This is a genomic window from Williamsia sp. CHRR-6 (assembly GCF_018474015.1).
GTDB lineage: Bacteria > Actinomycetota > Actinomycetes > Mycobacteriales > Mycobacteriaceae > Williamsia_A.
Map to the genome: position 1 here is coordinate 1,303,519 of NZ_JAHCSG010000001.1, position 20,472 is coordinate 1,323,990.

Genomic DNA, 20,472 nt, shown 5'->3' on the forward strand with positions numbered 1-20,472 from the left:
GGGGGCCACGATGGGGCCGACGGGAGCGCGACTCGACGTCGCTCACCGCATCCGCCGACTGCATCCGCTGCTGCCGGCCATCCGCGCTGAGCTCGCCCGCATGGACCACGCGTCGCGACCGCAGGTGGTGGCGTATCAGGAGCGGCGGTTGCGGGCCATGGTCCGGTGGGCCGCGGCCCGTTCGCCGTTCTATCGGGAGCTGTTCCGGCAGAACGGGATCGACCCGCGCGACATTCGCACCCTGAACGATCTGACGGCCATCCCACCGATCGACCGCCACCACCTGGTGGAGCGCGGCGAGGAGTTCCGGACCTTCCCGGCCGCCACCATGTGGTCGGCGAGTTCGAGTGGCACCTCCGGTCGCCCGGTGGGGGTATATCGCACCCCGGGCTCATCGGCCTACGAACTGTGCGCGCAGGCCCGCCAGTGGAGCTGGTTCGGGCTGAATGCGTCGTCGCGGCGGATCGTGTTGCGCGGCAGCGACTTCGCCGCCGACCAACCCGGGCGCCCCGTGCGGGACATGTCAGCCAACGCCCAGTTGATGGTGTCGAGTTTTCATCTCGACGACGAGCACCTCCCGCAGATCATGTCGGCGATCGAAGCGTTCGACCCGGTGGCCATCGAGGGCTGGCCGTCGAGCATGACGGTGCTCGCGGGCCTGATGCAGCGGCACGGGATCACCCTGCCGTTGCGCGGCATCATCACCTCTTCGGAGGTGATGAGTGGTCCCAGCCGCGCCCTGATGCGAGCAGTGTTCGGCGGCCCCATCATCGATCACTACGGGCAGACCGAGCGCGTCACCATGAGCGGCAACTGCGAACGCGGTACCGACCATGTCTTCGAGGACTACGGCATCACCGAGCTCATCCCGGTCGAGGGCCACCCGGATCGGTGGGAGATCGTGGGAACCCCGTTGCACAACTGGGGATTTCCGTTGCTGCGTTATCGCACCGGCGACGAGGTCGGACCCGCCCCCAGCCCAACCTGTCCGTGCGGGCGGGGATTTCGCACCATCGGACCCATCGCCGGTCGGGCCGAGGACGTGTTCACCGCAGCCGACGGACGGCCACTCCCGTTGCCCTCCACCGTCGTCGACGACCTCGTCGGGGTGCTGGGCGCGCAGATCGTGCAGCTGGCTCGGGGCCAGTTCGAGGTTCGGGTGGTGCCCGGCCCCGACTACGACCGCGCAGCGGTGGCCGCCCACATCCACCGCAACACCGACCGCATGTTCGGGCTGGGCCAGCAGCTGGCGATCGTCGAACTCGACGCGCTGGTGGCCGGCGGCAGCGGAAAGGTCAAGACCGCCTACGTGATCGGGACCTGACCGGTCACCTCACGCAGCAGCCGCAGATATCCCGCGGCGGTCGCATCGATCGACCCGTGGGCCACCGCGTGCTCGCGTCCGGCCGAACCGAGCCGCACCCGCAGGTCGGGATCGTCGATCAGCTCGACCAACGCCGTCGCCAACGCGCGATCATCGCCGACCGGCACGATCCGACCGTGCACGCCGTCGCCCACCAGATCGGCCACCGCGCCGCAGTCGGTGGCCACCACGGGCACCCCCGCCGCCATCGCCTCGATGAGCACCATCGGCACACCCTCGTGCACCGAGGACAGACACACCAGGTCCATCGCGGGCAGCAGATCCGCGACATCGCGCCGGGCGCCCAGGAACGACACCCGATGGTCGATCCCGAGAGCGGTTGCCAACGAACGTAACTCGTTCTCCCGCTCACCGGTCCCGATGATCACCAGCCGCACTTGGGGCCGATCGGGCAGCACCCGCGCCACCGCCCGCAGCGCCACCTCGTGGGCCTTCTGCATCGACAAACGCGCCACCATGCCGATCACCACGTCAGTGGGCTCGAGCGCGATGTCTGCGGCCAGACGCACGCGCGCGTCGGCTCTGCGCTGCGCCGACGGCGCGGGCGGCAGTTCAATTCCGTTGCCGATCACCACTTCTCGCGTTCGCGACCAGCGGCGTGCACCCACGCCTTCCACGTCGTGCAGGTAGCGGCCCTGCGCCGGCGCCAACAGCACCAGGGCCTGCGACAGTGACAGCGTCGCCACGGTGGACGGCGGCAACACCCGCTTGCCGACCGACTGCAGATCCATGTCGTGTGCGGCCACCACGCTGGGCACCCCCAGCAGCCGGGCCGCCAGCCGACCCAGCACCAGCGCGGCCCGGTGGTGATGCATCACCAGCACCGCGTCGATGCGGTGGGTCCGCAGGGCGGCCACCAGCCCACCGACCCGGCGCGGATCCACCCGCGAGCGCGCCGGCATCACGACCACGGTGGCCCCGGCGGCACCGAACTCCTCCGCCAGCGGTCCGGCCTCCCGCAAGCAGAACAGGGTGACGGTGACCTCGCGAGGATCGAAGGTGCGCACCAACGCCAGCAACAACGCCTCGGCCCCACCGACGAACGTCAGATCCAGCACCACGCCGAGCCGGATGGGTTTCGTGGGCGCAGCGATGCCGGTGACGCCGACCAGGGCCCGCTCGGTGCGTTCGACCATCGCCGTCGCCGAGAACTCCCAGGCCACCCGCTGCGCAGCCGCCCGGCCCATCGCAGCTGCCCGCTCGGGGTCGGCGAGTACCGCACCCACGCTGCGCGCCAACGCATCCGGGTCACGCGCCGGCACCAGGTGACCGGTGCCCGTTTCGGAGTCGGAGTCGACGATCATCTCCCCCACCCCGCCGACGTCGGTGCAGACAGCGGGCACACCGACGGCCATCGCTTCCAGCAACGCCATCGGAAAGCATTCCACCGCAGCCGAACTCAACACGAAGACATCCATCGCGGCCAGCAGGTCGGCGACATCGAAACGCCGTCCGGTGAACAGCACCCGATCGCCCACGCCCAGTTCGGCGGCCAGCGCCTCGGTGCGCAGGCGCTCGGGGCCGTCGCCCACCACCAGGAACCCGACGTCGACCCCGGTGGCCGCCAGTTGGGCGGCCGCTCTGAGGAAGGTGGGGTGGTCTTTCTCCGGACGCATCGCCGAGACGGTGCCGACAACACGGCTGCGACCGGCGATCACTGTGCCCGACAACACTTCTGCGCGACTGCGGGTGGGTGCCACCGACGCGACGTCCACTCCGTTGCGGATGATGACGACCTTGTCCTCAGCGAAGCCCAGAACGTCGGTGAGAAAGGCCCGCTGGGTCTGGGCCACCCCGAAGTAGGCGGTCGTGTAGCGGTCGAGCACCGCGTCGGCTCGTCGACGCAGCGGCGTCCGGTCGTCGACCTCGGCGTGGTGGTGCACCCACACGATCCGGGTGGGCACCCGGGCGATGATGGCAGCCAACCGGCCCAGCATGTCGGCGTTGTAGCCACGGGTGAGCACCACCTCGGGCCGCCACCTGCGCATCGCGAGCACCAGCTGCACCAGCGCCAGGGGGAACTGTTTCTTGGTGCGCCGCAACGCCTGAGCCTGCACCCCGGTCCATTCCAGTTGGTCGAACAGCGCTCCACGGTCGCCGATGCAGATCACCGCCGCGTGGTGGCCACGCTCGGCCAGCGCGGGCATCAACGTCACCACATGCCGTTCGGCACCACCGACCCGCAGATCGGGCACCACGTGCATGACCCGCAGCGGTCGCATCGTCACCTCAGCTCGATGCTGTGTCATCGCGCCACAGCGGCCGGCGTGGCCAGCACCTCGCGGTACAGACCGTCGATCTGTCGCCACACCACCGACCGATCGAAGTCTCGTGCCATCCGCGCATGGGCTGCGGCACCCAACCGGGTCCGCAGGGCCTCGTCCTCCACCACGGCGCGCAGGCCTGCGGTGACCGACTCCACGTCGTCGACGCCGACGAATCGGGCACTGTCGTCGTCGAGCAGATCGGGGATTCCGCCCACCCGGGTGGTCACCACGGCCAACCCCGCCGCCATCGCCTCCAGCACGGCCATCGGCTGTCCCTCGTCATGGGAGGGCAGCACCAGGACGTGGGCGGAGTCGACCAGGTCGGTGACCGCCGCCGGGTCGACCCACCCGGTGACCTGTACCGAGTCGGCGATCCCGAGTTGGGAGACCAACGCCTGCGCACGCGCCACCTCGCCGTCGCCTGCCACCACCAGGCGGGTCCCGGCGGGGGCGCCTGCCACCACCTGTGGCCAGGCCCGCAGCACGTCGAAGGTGCCCTTGCGATCGCCGAGACGACCGAGGAACAGCACGACCACACCTGCGTGCGCGGATTGCTCCACCGCGGGCCGAGCCGCCACCGAGTTGGGTACCACGACCACCCGTACGTCGGGGGCGATGACGCTCAGCCGCGCCGCCCAGTCGGCTCCCAACGCGACCACCACGTGGGCTGCGCCGACGGTGGCGCCGATGTAGCGCCGCACCGCGGCCGGGGCGCGCGCGGTGAACAGGTGGAACTCCGCACCGTGGACATGCAACACCACCGGCACCCGCACCACACGGCAACTCCACACCAGGACCGACTTACGCACGAAACTGCCGTAGGACGCCATGTGGATGTGCACCAGCGCCGGACGCCGCGCCACCAGCAACCACGCGAACCGGGCGGCCCCGACGACGAAGACCGCGACCTTGCGCAACGCCGACCCGTCGGTGTGGGTGGACACGTGAGTGATGTCCCACTCGCGGGACAGATCGGTGTCGAGCAACGCGTTGACCACGCTCGACACGCCCCCACGCGTGTGTCGAGAAGTCGACGCCCACAGCACCGACCGACGCTGTTGCGCCTCGGTCATCGAAAATCCCCCGTTTCAGACCCGGCGTGGATCACAGTCGATGGCGATTGCCGGGCAACCGTGACACTGTATAGCCGGGGAAATGGATTCGGGATATCGAATCCGTCGTTTCCGGCGCGGGGAGTGCCGGTGAACTCGGGGTCCGTGGGGGACATGCGAATACTGATCGAGAACAGCGAATACTGGCTGCGCAACAACGGCGACCTGGCGATGCTGCAGGTGACCGTCGACCGTCTGCGGGCCCGGTGGCCGCACGCCCGCATCGGGGTGCTCACCGACTCACCGGCGCTGCTCGCGGCGTACTTTCCGGCGGCCGAGGGCATCACCGTCTTCGACGCCGACCCATGGTCTCGCCCACAGCTCATCTCGAAGATCGCCCGCGTGCTCGGGCCGCGGGTGGTGGGACCGGTGGCATTGGCCCACCTGCGCGGCCGGGTGTGGCTGCCTCAGAAGGCTCGCGGTGCGCGCCGGCGGCTGCTGCGCAACCTGTTCCCGCAGCGCCCGGTGCCCGAGGAACTCGCCTCACCACGCCCGCATGTCGGTTCGATGCGTGCGGCCGCTGAAGCCGACATGGTGGTGGCGCTGGGCGGCGGATACCTCACCGACGCCGACCGGGCCCAAACCCTGCGCGTGCTCAATCTCGTCGAGCACGCCGGCGCCCACGACGTCCCGGTGGCGCTGCTCGGGCAGGGCGTGGGACCACTGACCGACGACGATCTGACTCGCCGCTGTTCGCAGGTGCTGCCCGGGGTGTCGATGATCGCGGTGCGCGAACGTCGTCGCGGTCCGGCCCTGCTGGACCGGTTCGGGGTGCCCCCGGAGCGGGTTCGGGTGACCGGTGACGACGCGATCGAGCTGGCCCACACGATCGCGCGCGCCGACCTCGGCACGGGTGTCGGGATCTGTCTACGCATCGCCGGATACTCGCCGGTGGCCGACGCAGCTGCGCGCGTGGTGGGCCAGGTGGTACGAGAAGCCGCTGAGCACAACGGTTCTCCGTTGGTTCCACTGATCATCGCCGAATACCGCAACCAGGATCGGCGTTCCACGCTTCCCTTGGTGCGCGGCGCCCGCTCGGTCGTGCCACCGCTACCCCGCTTTGTCGCGCCGCGCGAGGTGGCCCGCCGGGTCGGCGACTGCCGGGTGCTGGTCACCGGTGCCTACCATCTGGCGGTCTTCGCACTGTCGCAGGGCATCCCGGTGGTGGCCATCACCTCCACGGAGTACTACGACGACAAGTTCCTCGGCCTCGCCGACATGTTCGGGCTGGGTCTGACCGTGGTGCGCCTTGACGACCCCGAGTTGGAGACCAAACTGCGCGCAGCGGTCAACGCCGCCTGGGAGGCCGCGCCCAACGTGCGTGAACCCTTGCGGGACAGTGCTCGGGCGCAGATCGCGACCAGCCGCGCGGCGTTCGACCGAGTGCACTCCTTGCTCCTGGACGCCGTCAGCGAGCGAGCCTGACGATGACCCAGACCACTCCATCGTCGCAGGACACCGGGGTCTCAGCGGCGAGCGGGCCGTCGATGTCCACCCGCATCGGGCGGGTGGCCGCAGCGTCGGCCGGGGCCCTGGTGGTCGGCGAACTGATCACGCTGGTGCAGACCGTCGCGTTGGCACGACTGTTGAGTCCGGCCGAAATCGGCATCTTCGTCTCCGGCACCGTCATCACCGCCTTCCTCGCCGAGTTCGTCGAGGGCGGCTTGCGTGCGGGGCTGGTGCAGCGTGAACACGACGTGGCCGACACCGCGGAGACGGTGTTCTGGGCCACCCTGTTCGGCGGTGTCATCTCGTCGTTGGGCGCGCTCGCCGCCGCCCCGGTGATCGGCATGCTGTTCAACAGCACCACGGCCGGACTCATCGCAGCCGCGAGTTCTGGCTCCCTGCTGCTCTTCTCACTCACCAACGTCCCCGAGTCGATGCTGCAGCGCGAGTTCAGCGTGAAGCGTCGCCTCATCGTGGGACCCACCGTCTCGGTGGCCTACGCCGGTACCGCAGTCACCCTGGCCGCGTTGGGGTGCGGCGTGTGGAGCCTGGTCATCGGCTCCTACGCATCATTCCTCGCGTGGGTCATCTCGGTGTGGGCCATCACCGACTGGCGTCCGGGCCGAGGCCGGGCCAGCTACCGCCTCTGGCGCGAGTTGGCCCGCTACGGGCTGCCGCTGGTGCTCGGGGCGATCGGTGCCCGACTGCAGAACGCGGCTGAGACCCTCATCGTCGGACGGGGTCTCACCTCGGCGGCGCTGGGTAACTTCCGCTACGGCCAACGCATCTCACAGATCCCGGTGCGCGCCATCATCGAGATCGGCGCGGTGTCGCTGTTCCCGGCCTTCTCCCGGATGGCCGGCGATCAGGCCCGGATGCGGGCGGCGTATCTGCGCGCCATGCGGTGGGTGACCATCGGGGCAGCGCCGTTGTGCGGCATGATGATCGCCCTCGGCGAACCCGCTGTGATCGTGGTGTTCGGCGAGCCGTGGCGCGACGGCGGCATGGTGGTCATGGCGATGGCCGGCCTCGGCCTGGGCAAGGCCTTCATCAGTGTCAGCGAAGAGGTCATCAAGGCGACTGGCCGCACCCGACTCCTCAACTGGTACACCGCCGTCGAGGTCAGCGTCGGCATCGGAAGCCTCGTCGCGCTGGTCGCATGGCTCGGGTTGGTGGGCGCAGGCCTGGCCATGTCGGTCACCGCGCTGGTGGTGGGGCTCACGGTGATCGGGTTGGCGTTACCGCTGCTGGCCGCATCCTGGTCGCAGATCGCCCACGCTGTCATCCCGCCCCTGCCTGCGGCCGCGGTGGCCACGGTGGCGGTGTGGTTGCTCGACCGGCACGTCGTGCACGCCCAGGATCACCCGATCGCCCTGTCGGTGGTCATGCTGATGCTCGACTCCGTCGCCTTCATCGTCGTCTATCTGGCTGTGTTGAGTGTCACCGCACCGCATTCCACCGCCGAGGCGGGTCGAGCTGTGGTACGTCTGGTTGCGAGGCGAGGGGACAGATGAGACGACGGGGATCTGTGGGGGGCGACGTGCCCGATTTTCGCTGCGTCGTGCTCGGTCCCGTCGAGATCAGTGGCCACCAGATCCGGCTGCGGCCCGCAGAGCTGTCCGACTTCGTGCAGTGGCAGTCGGTGCGCATGGCCAACCGCGCACACATCGAGCCGTTTTGGGTGTACAGCGGCAAGACGTGGGAGGAGCGCCACACCGAGAACACCTGGGTGCGTGAGCTTCTCGACACTCGCCGGGCCGCCCGCCGCGGCCACTCGGTTCCCCTGGTCATCGAGGTCGATGGCGTGCTGCGCGGCCAGTGCAACCTGACCGCTGTCGATCCGGTCAACGGTTCGGCCGAACTGGGGGTCTGGCTCGACGCCGGGCTGTCCGGCCGGTCGGTCGGGGCGTTGGCGGCAGGGCTGATGGTCGACTTCGGGATGGACGTCGTCGGTCTGCGCCGTATCGTCGCGCCATCGGCTCGGTCCAACGGACGGGTCGCCCGGCTCTGCACCTCGGCAGGCTTCACCCGCGAGCTCACCCTGCCCGACTTCGCCCCGGTGGGTACCGGGCGGTTCGAGGATCACGATCTGTGGGTGCTGCGTCCGGACCACCGGGCCTCGAACGCTTTGTGTACCTGGGCACTTCGGCTGGCTGATCCGACAGCAGCGCCGTTGTCGGTACGGTCGGTACTCGTCGACCTGCCGGGCGTCGGTCCGCAGGTGCGGCCCCGTTCGGCGTCGCAGGCGACGTCGATCGTCCGGCATCGACTGGGCAAGATCCGACGGATGCGGCGCGGACGCGGCGAACTGTCACTGCCGTTGGTCATCTCGACCGAGCGCCCAGAGGTGTCGCTGCGGCGCAAGCGACTACGTGATCGCCTACGACCCGCGCTGCGGGGTATCACGACGAACCGTCCGGTGGCGGTGATCAGCCCGGTGCGCCCCGGTTCGCGATTCGACGATGCCGCTCCGCGCGTCGAGTTCCTCGTGCTGGTCGATGGCACGCCCGTCGCGATCATCAGCCTGCTGGGGGTGAGCGTGGCCCACAGCATCACCGAGATCGGTGTCGTGGTGTTCGACGATCCCCGCCGAGTGCACCCACCGTCCGCCGAGCAGATCTCTGCTGCGGTGCGCGCGGTCATCGAGCACTGCGTCGACACACTGGGGTTGGATCGGGTGGCTGGGATCACCGATCCTGGTGACGGATTCGCCACCGCGGTAGCCACCGGGTCGGGGATGACCCGTCAGGGCATCCTCGGCGACGCGGTGGTGCGTGAGGGCTCCACCGCCGACGTAGCCCTGTGGCTGGTCATGGCCGAGACGCGGCAGTCCGTCCGAACGAGATCATGAGCGGGGCCTTCACCCGTTCGGCCATCAGCAGCGCCGCATAGGGGTGCACCTCGGACTGGGCCAGCAATCGGCTGGCCCGCCGGGCCGCCGACGCGCCCACGGTGTCGGCCTCGACCACCATCAGCGTGCGATGCGCCAACGAACACAGCAGCTGCACCTCGGCAGCCTCGGTCACCGGCGGGCACTCGATCACGATCACCGAGAAGCGGCGACTCAACTGCCGCAACAGATCTGACACATTCACCCGGGTCATCACGTCGTACGGATCGATGCCGGGGTGGCCGGGGGCCAGCAGCGAGATGCCTGCCCCGATACCGCCGGTCCGCTCGGTGGAACGCAGGGCGTCGTCCAGGCTCACCGTCTCAGGCGAGCGCAGCATGTCCACCACGCCCAGCGCCGAGCCGGCGCCGTCTCGGGTGGTGCGCATGACCACCACGTCGGCGCCCTGGGAGGCGCGGATTCGAGCGAGTTCCTCGGCGGCCACCGCGGTGGCCGGGGTGTCGGCCACTCCGGTCAGGGCGATGATCACCGGGCTGGGCAGGTCGTCGAAGGCCAACGCGTTGACCACGTGCCGCATCTGCAGCCGATGCCCTTCCGGCTCGCGCGAGGTGACATCGAAGGCCTTGACCCCCAACACCTCCGCCAGCTGATCGGGGCGGCGCAGCCGCGGGGCCACTCCACCGATCAGCCAGGCCAGGGCACCGCCGAGCAACAGCCCGACCACCAGTCCGATGGCCAGGGTGGTCCAGATGTCGGGCGTGGACTTGGTGACGGTGTTGGCGTTGGTGAGGTTCTGCAGGCGACCGCTGCTGTCGGCGTTGAGCGCATCGATGCTGCGGGACAACTCGACTCGCTCCTGCTGCAGGATGAAGTCGTTACGCGCCAACCGCTCCAGGAACGGCGCGCGCAGCGCAGCGACAGCGCTGTCGCGGGTCTGTTGTACACCGGCATTGATGCTGTCGCGGAAGGCGATCGCCATGGCGGTGGCCGCGGTGCGCACCTGCTGCTGATCTGACCCGCTGGCCGCGATGAACATGATCGGGCCGGTGGCCACCGGCATGGCGGTGAACTTGACCGACTCGGGCACCTTGGCCGCCTCGCGCAGCGTGGTCTGGTTGGCCCCGTTGTTGAAGAAGTCCACGTAGCTCTGGATAAGCACCGCGTCCTGCTCGGGCGCTCGGTTCTGCGAGTAAGTGGTCAACGCGGATTTGCTGGTGTAGGTGGTGCTTTGGCCCAAGCCCACCACCAGCGCCACCCCGAGGGCGAGCACCACGGTGGCCGGGATGATCCACCAGCGTCGCGTCAGCCGGGTCCAGAAGTCGGTCATCATCGTGTGCTCTCTGTCGAAAGGTCGTGATCGGCAATGCGATCGGCATCGCGGTCGGTGGTGTCGGGTTCAGGGTCGGGGGCGTTGAGCCACTCGGGATCGAGCCCGCCGGTGCTGCCGGTCCCGGGTGCAGGCGGCGGTGAGGTGCCGGGTGCGGGCGGACCTTCGGATTGTCCGACCGCCACCCCGACCAGCACCATGACCAGCACCGAGGGAAAGTCGAAGAGCCGTAGATCCACCGAGGTGCCCGCGGTGATGAGCACCATCAGCGCCAGGGCAGCGGAGACGGTCAACGCCCGGGAGAAGGCTTCATCGCCCTCGCGGGGTGAGCGGTACGCCCGCACCAGCCGGTGGGCAAGTGTGGCCAGCACACCCAGCCACAGCAGCAGACCCACGAGGCCGAGTTCGGCGAGGATGCCCAATTCGTTGAAGTGCGAGGCGATCCCCAGCCCGCGGTCCCACGGGGTGGAGGTGGACCACTGCTGGTGGTGCAGGGTGTTGATGGGGATGAACCGGCCCAGCCCCCACCCGAACAGCGGTTTGTGCTCGAACGCCCAGATCGAGGTGGCGGCGGTGTTGAGGCGGTCGAACACCTCGTTGGTGGACCCGACACCACCTTTGGCGCGATCGGAGCTGGTGAACGTCGACCAGTTGGCGATGACCAGGGCGGCGCCGAGGACCGCCGCGAGCACGAACCCGCTGCGGTACCCCTTGGCGATCGCGGCACCGACCACCAGGACCAGCACCAACGCCAGGTAGATGATGCGGGTGTGGGTGAGGAAGACCGAGTATGCCGAGGCCACCAGGACGATGCCGGCGATCCACCGTCCGACCGGTGACGCATGCCGACGGCTCAGCAGATACATGCAGACGGCGAAGCCGACGACCAACCCGATGCCGTTGACCACCGGCTGATTGGCCACACCGTTGGCCCGACCCACCCAGTTGGGCGAGGTGACGATGTATTGCGGCCACACCAGCGACGGGAAGTGGAACTGCCCGATGCTGACGAATGAGGAGAAGGCGGCGAATCCCACCACCATCCACAACACCACTTCGGCGCGGCGACGATCGTCGGAGACGGTACGGCCGATGTAGTAGAGCATGAACGGCATCACGGTGCAGGACAACAACAGTCGCGTGATGTCGAGCTGCTCGGAGTTCGACAGGTAGGACTCGGTGCCGTACTCGTGCGGCGTGATGGCCGAGTACACGTTGCAGAAGAAGTAGGCCAGCATGGCCACCTCGACAGCGCCGATCCGGGGCAGTCGGCGGGGATGGGCGCGCAACCAGATGACGACGCTGAGCAGCAGCCCGGCGAAGGCCGGCAAGAACAGGTCGATCGGCAGGATCCGGGGCAACGCCAACCGGAAGAACAGTGCGACAAGGAAATAGCCGAGCGCTACCAACGGATGGCGTAGACCCAGCCAGACGGCCACGCACGCGATGACCGCTGCGATGGGGGCGAACGCGAGGATCGAGGAGAAACCCACCGACATCAGGGCCACGGCCGAGATGATCATCAACACCACGGTGGCAGGCGCGGCGAACGGGTGACGCGACAACAGCCCGCGTGCACCACGCACCCGGGTCGACGGTGCCGACGGCGGGGGCGGCGGCGCGGCGCCGACCCGCACCGGGAGCAGCGATGTCATCGCCGATCACCGGTCTGACCCACCAACGACCACGGCGCCGGTCCGGCCGGTTCGACCGGTCGCGCCGAGGCCGCCTCCCGCGGCAACTCCTGCACCGGCGGGAACGGATCGACAAGTGGCTCAAGCGGTTCCACCGGTTCTACCGGCTCCACCGGCTGTTCCGGCGGCAGGAAACCGTTGGTCAGCGGGCTCTCCGGCTGGGCCCCATGAATGTGCGCCTCGTGGATTGAGCCTTCATGGATGTGCGCCTCATGGATGGGGCCCTCATGAATGTGCGCCTCATGGATGGGGCCCTCATGGATGTGCGCTTCATGGATGTGATCGTCGGGCACGAACCCACCCTGGGCGTACTCGTTCTGGGCGTACTCGGCCTGGGTGTACTCGGCCTGGGTGTACTCGGCCTGGGTGCGGTCGTGACCGGCGTACTGCTGATGCAGATGACCGGTCTGGGCAATCGGGGCCGCAGCGTGCGGCTGCACCTCGGTCGACGTCGGTGGCCCGATCGGACCGTAACGCCGCGTGGGCGCTGCCTCCAAGGCCACATCGGGTGCGGCGATGACGACCGCCAACCCGATCGGCGCCTTCACCTCGGCGAGCAGCCGGCGGGTGGTCTGCACCTCATCCACCGTCGCGGTGATCGGGTCCACCACCGTCACCGTGATGTCGGCCTGCGCGCAGATCACCTGTCCCTCAGGCGATTCGGTCAGCAGCGGCGCGTGCAACACCACCCACTCCGACGAATCCAGGGCTGCGGTCAAGAAGCGGCGCACCGATTGACGGATGACTACTGAAGCCGGGTCGATCAAGGGATCACCGGGTTCGATGACCCGAACGCCGGGACCACGCACGCGCGCCAGCAGGGCGAGATCACAGTTGGGGTCGGCCAGCAGGTCGACGAATCCCGGGCCCCAGGCTCCGGTGGCACCCGCGGCCTCTGACGTGACCCGAAAATGAGTGTCGGTGCGTACCAGCGTGGCCGGTGACATCGGGGTGCCCAACGCGTCGACCAGGGCCAGCGCCACCTCGGCCGCGCCACCTCGCGCACCGGGTTGCGCCGGGACCACCGCGATGACCCGGGGAGCCGGATCGACGCCGTTGGTGAGCCGGTTGGCCAGGTGACGCAGATCGGCACGCCGCAGCGCGCCGTCGTCGACGTCGGCGTCGCCGATCCCCACCGACTCCTCGAAGGATGTCTTGGCGGTCACGTCGTAGGCCGCCCGCAGCCGCCGCGAGATCAGGTCGAGGCCAAAGGCACCGGCGAGCCCGGCCAGCAGGCCACCCACCAGCGCGATGCCGTAGGTGTTGGTGGTCTGGGGGGCGTTCTCGGTGGCGTTGGACTCCAAGCCCACCGCGTTGAGGGTGCCGTTGGTGTTGGAGTTGATGACGTTGATCTGATCCTGCAGCGCGACGCGTTCCTCCGGCGGGACGTCGAGTTGCTTGGCGATCCGGTCGGCCATCGGGGCGGTGACGTTGTCGATGGTGTCCTGCCGGGCAGCCGAGAGCGCGGCGTTGATCTGCGTGCGGAAGGCGGTGGCCAGCGCACTGGAGGCCGAGATGGCGGTGGCGCCGGTGTCGGCGGTGGCGGTGATGTAGAAGATGCTGCCGACGGTGGCCGGGGTGGCCATCGCGCTCACCCCGGCGGGCACTCGCGCAGTGCGGAACAGGTTGCCCTGGAACGACGGATCGTTGAACAGGTAGATGTAGGCCAGCGACAACGCGTACGGGCTGTTCTCCGATGCCACCGAACTCGCCGACAGTGCCGACTTGGCCGAATAGGTGGAGCTCTGGCCGAGCGTCGAGATGCCCGCACCCACGACGAAGACCGCCAGGACCGCAGCGACGACGTACCACCGTCGACGCACTCGGTCGAGCGCGTTCAACACAAAGCTCAAGGTCCCCCCTTGACGTTCCCCCGAGGCGACCGCCCCGCGATCGCTGCCGCCGGTTCCCAGCCGACGAATCCGGCCACAACATTTCTGAGGCCGAATGAAATTAACTATACTTCAGTGGTCGTGCAGCACAAGCCGCGCCGGCTCACCGAGCCGGCGTGACTGGTGGGGCGGCGGGCTGCCGAGGCATCCCGCCTCCACCGATCGATTGTGGACCGTTGTTGTCCACCACCGCCAGTGCGACGACGATCTTCTGTAGGTCTTGCGTCCACGGCGAGTTGTCGGCAACGCGTTGTTCGAACGAGAACCCGTAGTCGCGGCGGAACTGTTCGGCGAAGCTGCCCTGCGGCCCCTTCTCCGAGACGATGGCGAAGCACGCGCAGGCGGTCGAGTCGGTGATGTAGGCCCCGTAGTTCTGCAGGGTCCACGCCAGTTGTCGACCCGGTACCGTGCGCAGGCCCAGCCGATCGATGTCGACCGATGCCGGGATGGCAAGCAGCGCACCCATTTTCATAGCCGATGGGATGTCGGTGCCCAGCCGGCCGTAGGCCCGGTCGGCGTCGCGGTCGGCGCTGGTGGCCGGCCAGCGGTAGCAGTTCTGCTCCTGCGGGCACACCGACAGCTGCCGGTCGGTGTCGACGTTGATGCGCAGCGCGTGGCGCACTCCGGTACCTGCGGTGGCTGGGGTCATCTCGCCGCGTCGCAGCGCGCCCATCAGCCCCGAGATGCCCGAGCCGCCCAGGCTGGTGGAGATGCCGTCGCCGTAGAGATCGACAGGACTGGAGGTGTCGACGCTGGTCGCGTAGCCGCCGGTACGACACCGCGCCAACGGGCCGCTGTTGTTGATGGTGCGACCGTCGGGCATCAGCCAGCTCGCGCCCTCGTTGTTGCTGCTCGAGGGCACCCGGTAGTCGCTGGGCATGGGCACCCGATAAAAGACCTCAGACCCGGTGGGCACGCACCGATCGGCGCCGGTCCAGGCCGCCTTGCTGTAGCGCAGCTCGGTCAGCGGGGCCGTGGGGGTGAGGATGATGCTGGTCTGGTCGTTCTGCGGCATCGGGGCGTACTGGTCGCCGCCGGGCACTGCGGGCAGCCGCGCGGGAACGTAGCGCGCGCCCGAGCCGATGGCGGTGTTCCAGATGCTGTTCGAGGAGAACGGCTGTCGCAGTGGATCACGCGTAGCGGGACCGACCTCGCCCGCACGCACGATCAACGACCATCCCACCGCGTCTGGACCGTCGGGAACCGTCAGCGAGGTGGAACCCGCAGACAAGCGCACCGGGCGTTCGCTGATCTGCGGCAGTGCGCTCGCCGAGGTACGCACGGTGACCATCAGCCCCGCACCGCCCACCCCACGAATGGGGCGAGCCTTCGCGCTGCGGGTGTCGGTGCTCGACATCGCCTGGGCCACAATCGGATCGGTGACATCCACGCCGGAGTACTCGCGCACGGTCACCTCGATGGCACGGTTGGCCGGGTCGGCACTGTTGCCGGTGTCGATCTGCATCCTGCCGGTGCCGTCGGAGATGCCGTAGATCACCTGCGCGTGCCGGGCACCTGCGCGCGAGATGACCGGCCCCACGGCAGCCCAGGCGCGCACCCCGCCGCTGGCGCGCACCGAATCGGGTCCGGTCCAGCGCAACGCGGCCACCACCAGCTGTCCCGGTTCGCCGAGCGTGGGCAACGCAACCGTGCCCAGCGAGCCCACCACCGAACCGGTGGACTCGCCGACCTGTTCGGGCGGGACGCCGGGATCGGAGCAGCCCACCACGAATACGCCGATCAGTCCTGTGACCAGCAGCGATATCACGATGCGACGCATGTACACCCCCAGTGACCCGTGGTCACGACGTTCCCCACCGCTGATCGTACAGCCGCAAGTCACCGGCTGAACGAATCCGTGCGACTTATATGTAACTGGGTGTAACGTCTACCGGATGAACGCAGCGCACCCGACTGCCCTCGCCTGGCGCGAGCGGTCCGTCGTCCGTGACGGAGTCCGCCTGGCGGTCTTCGACATCGGTGACCCGACCGCCACCACGGTGGTGTTGGTGCACGGCTGGCCCGACACCCATCACCTCTGGACGCAGGTGGCCCCGATCCTGGCCGAGTCGTTCCACGTGGTGGCCTACGACACCCGCGGCTACGGGTCGTCCGATGCCCCCGACGGCGACGCCGCATACACGTTGCCCGAGCTGGCTCTCGATCTCTTCGCAGTGGCCCGCGCGGTCAGCGAGCGCCCCGTGCACGTGGTGGCCCACGACTGGGGTTCGGTACAGACCTGGGAGGCGGTGTGTACCGCCGGCGCCGACGACCACATCGCGTCGTTCACCTCGGTGTCGGGGCCCAGCCTCGACCAGCTGGGCCGGTGGAGCCGCGACCGCCTCACCCACCCGACGCCTGGGTCGTTGCGAAACGCGTTGTCGCAGATGGCGTCCTCGGCCTACACCGTGTTGTTCCAGCTACCGGTGGTCCCGAAGGTGTTCTTCGCCGCCGTCGGCCACCCGGCGGTGTGGCGACGATTCCTGCAGGCCGTGGAAGGCACCGACCCCGCTGACATCGTGGTGGGGCCCACCCTGCGTCGCGACTTCGTCTCGGGACTTCGCTACTACCGGGCCAACATTCGCCCACGCCTGTTCCACCCGAACCCGCGCCCCACCGACATCCCGGTCTTCGAGATCGTCAACCATCGCGACATCGCCCTGCGCGCGGCGATCTTCGACGACACCGGACGCTACGCCGCCCGCCTGTGGCGCCGCGATCTGCCGACCGGACACTGGTTGCCCTATGCGCGTCCGCAGTTGTTGGCGCAGCTGGCCCGCGACTTCATCGAATCCCGAGTGGCCGAGCATGATTCGCCCACCATTGCCCGCGCGCGGGTGACGGGCCGACGCGGCGCGCTCGTCCGCACCCTGACGGTCATCACCGGCGGCGGCAGTGGCATCGGACGCGAGACCGCCCTGCTGTTCGCCGATCAGGGCAGCGAGGTGGTGGTCGCCGACATCGACCTCGCCGCCGCCGAGAAGACAGCCGCCGAGGTCGCCCGCCGCCGCGGCCGCGCGCACGCCTACGCCCTCGACGTGGCCGACACCGAGGCGCTCACCGCATTCGCCGAGACGGTTGCAGCGCGGCACGGGATCGCCGACATCGTGGTCAACAACGCCGGGATCGGTTTGGCTGGAGCACTTCTCGACGCCACCGACACCCAGCTCCGCCGACTGGTCGACATCAACCTCATGGGCGTCGCCACCGGATCACGGGTATTCGGTCGTCAGATGGTGGCGCGCGGGGCGGGTGGACACATCGTCAACCTCGCTTCGCAGGCGGCCTACATGCCTCAGCGCGGGCTGGGCGCCTATGCCGCCACCAAGGCCGCGGTGCTGATGCTCAGCGAATCCCTCGGTGCCGAGCTGGCCGAACACCGCATCGGGGTCTCAGCCATCTGCCCGGGAGTGGTGCACACCAACATCACCCGCACCACCGAGTTCGCCGGCCGCAGCGCCGAAGAGCAAGAGCGCCAACGGGACCGGATGGACGGACTGTATCGGCGGCGCGGCTTCACCCCGGATCGGGTGGCCACCCAGATTCTCGCCGCCGTAACCGAGAACCGTGCGGTGGTTCCGGTGACGGTCGAGTCGGCGGTCAGCTATCGGCTGTATCGATTCTTCCCCGGGCTCACCCGGCGGATGGCCCGCATGAAGATCCTGTGAAGGAGATCGTGATGACTGAGATGCTCCAGCCCGCCGACGCTCCGCTGATCGACACCGATCCCGGACCGGTGGAACTACACGCCCGCAACGTGGCCTTCGATTTCGAACAGACACCGCTGCACTGGATTCCGGGGCATCCGATGGCGTCCAACGTGATCAGCATGCTCAATCTTCTGCTGCCCGAGGGTGAGCGGTGGTTCGTCGCCACCTACAACGAGGCGCTGCCGTTCGTCGCCGACGACGAGTTGGCCGCCACCATGCGCGGGTTCATCGGCCAGGAGGCCATCCACGCCGAGGCCCACGACAAGGCGCTGTGGGAGTTCCTCGATCGCCACGGGGTGGACCCGCGGCCGTTCCAGCGGCAGATGCAGTTCCTGTTTCGTAAAGTACTGTCCCCCAAGCACGCCTGGTCGCAGGACAAGCGCCGGCGCGATCTGGTCGAGCGGCTGTGGCTGATCGCCGCGATCGAGCACTACACCGCCATCCTGGGAGACTTCGCCCTGAACAACACCTGGCGGCAGCACCACGCCGACCCGGCGATGGCCGACCTGTTCACCTGGCACGGCGCGGAGGAGGTGGAGCACCGCAGCGTGGCCCACGACGTCGCCGTGTACTTCGGCGACGGATATCTGCGGCGCGGTCGGGCGATGCTGTTCGCTCTCAGCGGCCTGCTGCTGGTCATCCATCGTGGGAGTCGGTTCATCGCCAAATGCGATCCGACCATGACGTATTCCTACCGCCGGATGTGGACCGAGTATTTCCGTGGCGCCCGCGCCGGGGTGCTGCCCACGCTGCGGTCGATCATCTTCGCCACCTTCAGCTACTTCCGACCGTCGTTCCGACCCGAACAGATCGGTTCCACCGCGCAGGCGGTGGCGTACCTCGCGTCGTCACCGGCGGCGCGCGCTGCCGGATCGTGAACCAGCCGTGACAGATTCACCTGCTGACACCACCCCGCCGCACCTCTACGGCAAGTTCCGGCGTGATCCGGGCATGGTTGCCGCGGCCATCGCCGGCCGGGTGTATCAGGCCACGTCGCGGTTCACCCGGTTCCCCGAGCAGACCCCGGTCAACGATGGGGTGACACGGGTGCGGATCACCGAACGCACGGTGGTGGCCCGCGACGAGAACGTGGTCTCATTGCGGTTCGAATCGCTCGACGGCGCACCGCTGCGACCCTGGTATCCGGGAGCGCATCTCGATCTGCTGCTGCCCTCAGGGCGGATGCGGGAGTACTCGCTGTGCGGTGACCCCACCGACCGCAGTCACTATCGGATCGCGGTGCGCCGTATTCCCGACGGCGGGGGCGGGTCGATCGAGGTGCACAAGCTGCCGGTCGGGTCCGAGGTATCGATCAAGGGACCGCGCAACGCATTTCCGCTGGCGCTTCCCGGCCGCGGCTCTGCTGCACAGCGGTTGCGGTTCGTCGCCGGCGGTATCGGGATCACCCCCATCCTGCCAATGGTGGCCACCGCGCAGCGTCTCGATCTCGACTGGTCGATGATCTACGTCGGACGGTCGGCGGCATCGCTGCTGTTCATCGATCAGCTGAGCGCACTCGGCGAGCGGGTGACCGTGCGCACCGATGACGACGGCGGGATCCCCACTGCCACTGAGCTGTTGGCTGGCGTGCAGGCCGGTACCGCGGTCTACGCGTGTGGTCCACCACCGATGCTCACCTCGATCCGAACCGCGTTGCTGACCCGACCCGACGTCGAGCTGCACTACGAGCGGTTCAGTCCCCCACCGGTTCTCGATGGGAAACCGTTCACGGTGACGCTGGCCGACGGCACGAGTGTGGACGTGGCCGCCGACGAGACGATGCTGGCCGCGCTGCGCAAGGTGCGACCCGCTGTGCCGTATTCGTGCCAGCAGGGATTCTGCGGCACCTGCCGGTTGCAGGTGGACGCCGGCACCATCGATCATCGCGACACGCTGTTGTCGCAGGCCGAACGCGACGCCGGCTGGATGCTGACGTGTGTGTCGCGAGCAGCGGGACCTGATCTGCGACTGCGGTACTGACACTCGACTCAGGCAGCGAATGCCACGACGAGAGCACTCAACGCGCTCGCAACAGCCAGTCCCGCAACCGCAGGGCCTCGCGCGAACAGCCTGGGGAATGATCGACCGAGTACGTACCCGATTACTGCCCATCCCACGAGGGGAAAGAACAATGCGTTGACGCCGATGCTGTTGGACATCAAGACCGAAATTGCCACGTAGAGAACACCATAAATAAACGCCGCCATCCCAGCCAGACCGCCGTCCGAGTGTGCCGAGTTCGTGTTGAAAATCTTGTGTGCCATGTCGCAGAATATCCCTTTAGAAGCAGTTATTTTGGATAGCCGCAATCCCCAAGATATCGAGTGCCAAATTGCCACCAATTTTCCTGAATTCTGCAACCGATCCTGCCTTAATCAAAAGCTTTGCAGCTTCGACCACACCGCCCAAACCCTTAATTGCCGCGTAAGCGCGACTAAAGGGAATGAACGCTGCGCCCACGGCAGCAACGCATTTAACGTATTTCCAGCCAGTATCGAATACTCCCTTGGATCCTGCGATCCCGGGTACATCAACGGGATTCACGACGACGGCGACGATGCCACCGTAGACCGTAATCGCCTTGGTGCCCAGCGGAAGGTGCGGCTCGCCAGTGAGGTCCGCAGCTTGGTTGAGGACATCCACATCGTGTGCGCTGAGAGGGAGCGTCAAATCGGCTTGGATGCCGGTGTTCGCGCTTACATCCCCCGCGCCAGCGAGTAATGAGGCCAAAATAGCGAACACTAAGGCAGCGATCTTCAATCTAAACGATTTTTTTCCACGCGTGCAAC

At 68.2% G+C, this 20,472-nt stretch carries 14 protein-coding genes; 7 read left to right on the forward strand and 7 right to left on the reverse strand.

Annotated features, from left to right (window positions below; all coding sequences use genetic code 11):
- The first annotated feature begins 10 nt into the window (after nucleotides 1-10).
- Nucleotides 11-1,324 (forward strand): phenylacetate--CoA ligase family protein, encoded by a 1,314-nt coding sequence (locus KIK15_RS05785; protein ID WP_214243122.1) that lies wholly within the window; start codon nucleotides 11-13, stop codon nucleotides 1,322-1,324.
- On the opposite strand, the gene KIK15_RS05790 is transcribed toward KIK15_RS05785, so the two are convergent.
- Both KIK15_RS05790 and KIK15_RS05795 read right to left on the reverse strand, forming a co-directional pair.
- Entirely contained in the window at nucleotides 1,306-3,633 is a 2,328-nt protein-coding gene (locus KIK15_RS05790) for a glycosyltransferase (protein ID WP_250323936.1), read from the reverse strand. The two genes, KIK15_RS05785 and KIK15_RS05790, sit on opposite strands and share 19 nt — an antisense overlap.
- Complete coding sequence (locus tag KIK15_RS05795; protein WP_214243123.1) at nucleotides 3,630-4,724, reverse strand: glycosyltransferase family 4 protein; 1,095 nt, start codon at nucleotides 4,722-4,724, stop codon at nucleotides 3,630-3,632. The genes KIK15_RS05790 and KIK15_RS05795 overlap by 4 nt, the downstream gene beginning before the upstream one ends.
- Nucleotides 4,725-4,853: 129 nt before the next feature.
- On the opposite strand from KIK15_RS05795, the gene KIK15_RS05800 reads away from it, so the two are divergent.
- Genes KIK15_RS05800 through KIK15_RS05810 form a run of 3 tightly spaced genes read left to right on the forward strand, consistent with a single transcriptional unit; the run spans nucleotide 4,854 to nucleotide 9,060 of the window.
- Complete coding sequence (locus KIK15_RS05800) at nucleotides 4,854-6,188, forward strand: polysaccharide pyruvyl transferase family protein (RefSeq protein WP_307851748.1); 1,335 nt, start codon at nucleotides 4,854-4,856, stop codon at nucleotides 6,186-6,188.
- 2 nt (nucleotides 6,189-6,190) lie between these two features.
- Nucleotides 6,191-7,723: an oligosaccharide flippase family protein gene (locus tag KIK15_RS05805; RefSeq protein WP_214243124.1), complete on the forward strand. Its 1,533-nt coding sequence runs from the start codon at nucleotides 6,191-6,193 to the stop codon at nucleotides 7,721-7,723.
- A gap of 47 nt (nucleotides 7,724-7,770) precedes the next feature.
- Entirely contained in the window at nucleotides 7,771-9,060 is a 1,290-nt protein-coding gene (locus KIK15_RS05810) for a GNAT family N-acetyltransferase (protein ID WP_214243125.1), read from the forward strand.
- Here the strand turns inward: KIK15_RS05810 and KIK15_RS05815 are convergent.
- From KIK15_RS05815 to KIK15_RS05830, 4 genes are all read right to left on the reverse strand, one after another.
- Entirely contained in the window at nucleotides 9,020-10,390 is a 1,371-nt protein-coding gene (locus tag KIK15_RS05815; RefSeq protein WP_214243126.1) for a hypothetical protein, read from the reverse strand. The two genes, KIK15_RS05810 and KIK15_RS05815, sit on opposite strands and share 41 nt — an antisense overlap.
- Complete coding sequence (locus tag KIK15_RS05820) at nucleotides 10,387-12,042, reverse strand: O-antigen ligase family protein (RefSeq protein ID WP_214243127.1); 1,656 nt, start codon at nucleotides 12,040-12,042, stop codon at nucleotides 10,387-10,389. Before KIK15_RS05820 ends, KIK15_RS05815 begins: the two co-directional genes overlap by 4 nt.
- Entirely contained in the window at nucleotides 12,039-13,934 is a 1,896-nt protein-coding gene (locus KIK15_RS05825; protein WP_214243128.1) for a hypothetical protein, read from the reverse strand. Before KIK15_RS05825 ends, KIK15_RS05820 begins: the two co-directional genes overlap by 4 nt.
- A gap of 142 nt (nucleotides 13,935-14,076) precedes the next feature.
- Nucleotides 14,077-15,753 (reverse strand): hypothetical protein, encoded by a 1,677-nt coding sequence (locus KIK15_RS05830; RefSeq protein ID WP_214243129.1) that lies wholly within the window; start codon nucleotides 15,751-15,753, stop codon nucleotides 14,077-14,079.
- Between the two features lie 115 nt (nucleotides 15,754-15,868).
- On the opposite strand from KIK15_RS05830, the gene KIK15_RS05835 reads away from it, so the two are divergent.
- The 3 genes from KIK15_RS05835 to KIK15_RS05845 are packed head-to-tail and all read left to right on the forward strand — an operon-like array spanning nucleotide 15,869 to nucleotide 19,663.
- A complete protein-coding gene (locus KIK15_RS05835; RefSeq protein ID WP_214243130.1) occupies nucleotides 15,869-17,641 on the forward strand; it encodes an SDR family oxidoreductase in 1,773 nt (590 codons plus the stop codon).
- 11 nt (nucleotides 17,642-17,652) lie between these two features.
- A complete protein-coding gene (locus KIK15_RS05840; RefSeq protein WP_214243131.1) occupies nucleotides 17,653-18,561 on the forward strand; it encodes a metal-dependent hydrolase in 909 nt (302 codons plus the stop codon).
- 7 nt (nucleotides 18,562-18,568) lie between these two features.
- A complete protein-coding gene (locus tag KIK15_RS05845) occupies nucleotides 18,569-19,663 on the forward strand; it encodes a PDR/VanB family oxidoreductase (RefSeq protein ID WP_307851749.1) in 1,095 nt (364 codons plus the stop codon).
- 300 nt (nucleotides 19,664-19,963) lie between these two features.
- Here the strand turns inward: KIK15_RS05845 and KIK15_RS05850 are convergent, their stop codons facing one another.
- Nucleotides 19,964-20,443 carry a hypothetical protein gene (locus KIK15_RS05850; RefSeq protein WP_214243132.1) on the reverse strand — a complete coding sequence of 160 codons (480 nt, stop codon included), beginning with the start codon at nucleotides 20,441-20,443 and terminating at the stop codon, nucleotides 19,964-19,966.
- Nucleotides 20,444-20,472 lie beyond the last annotated feature (29 nt).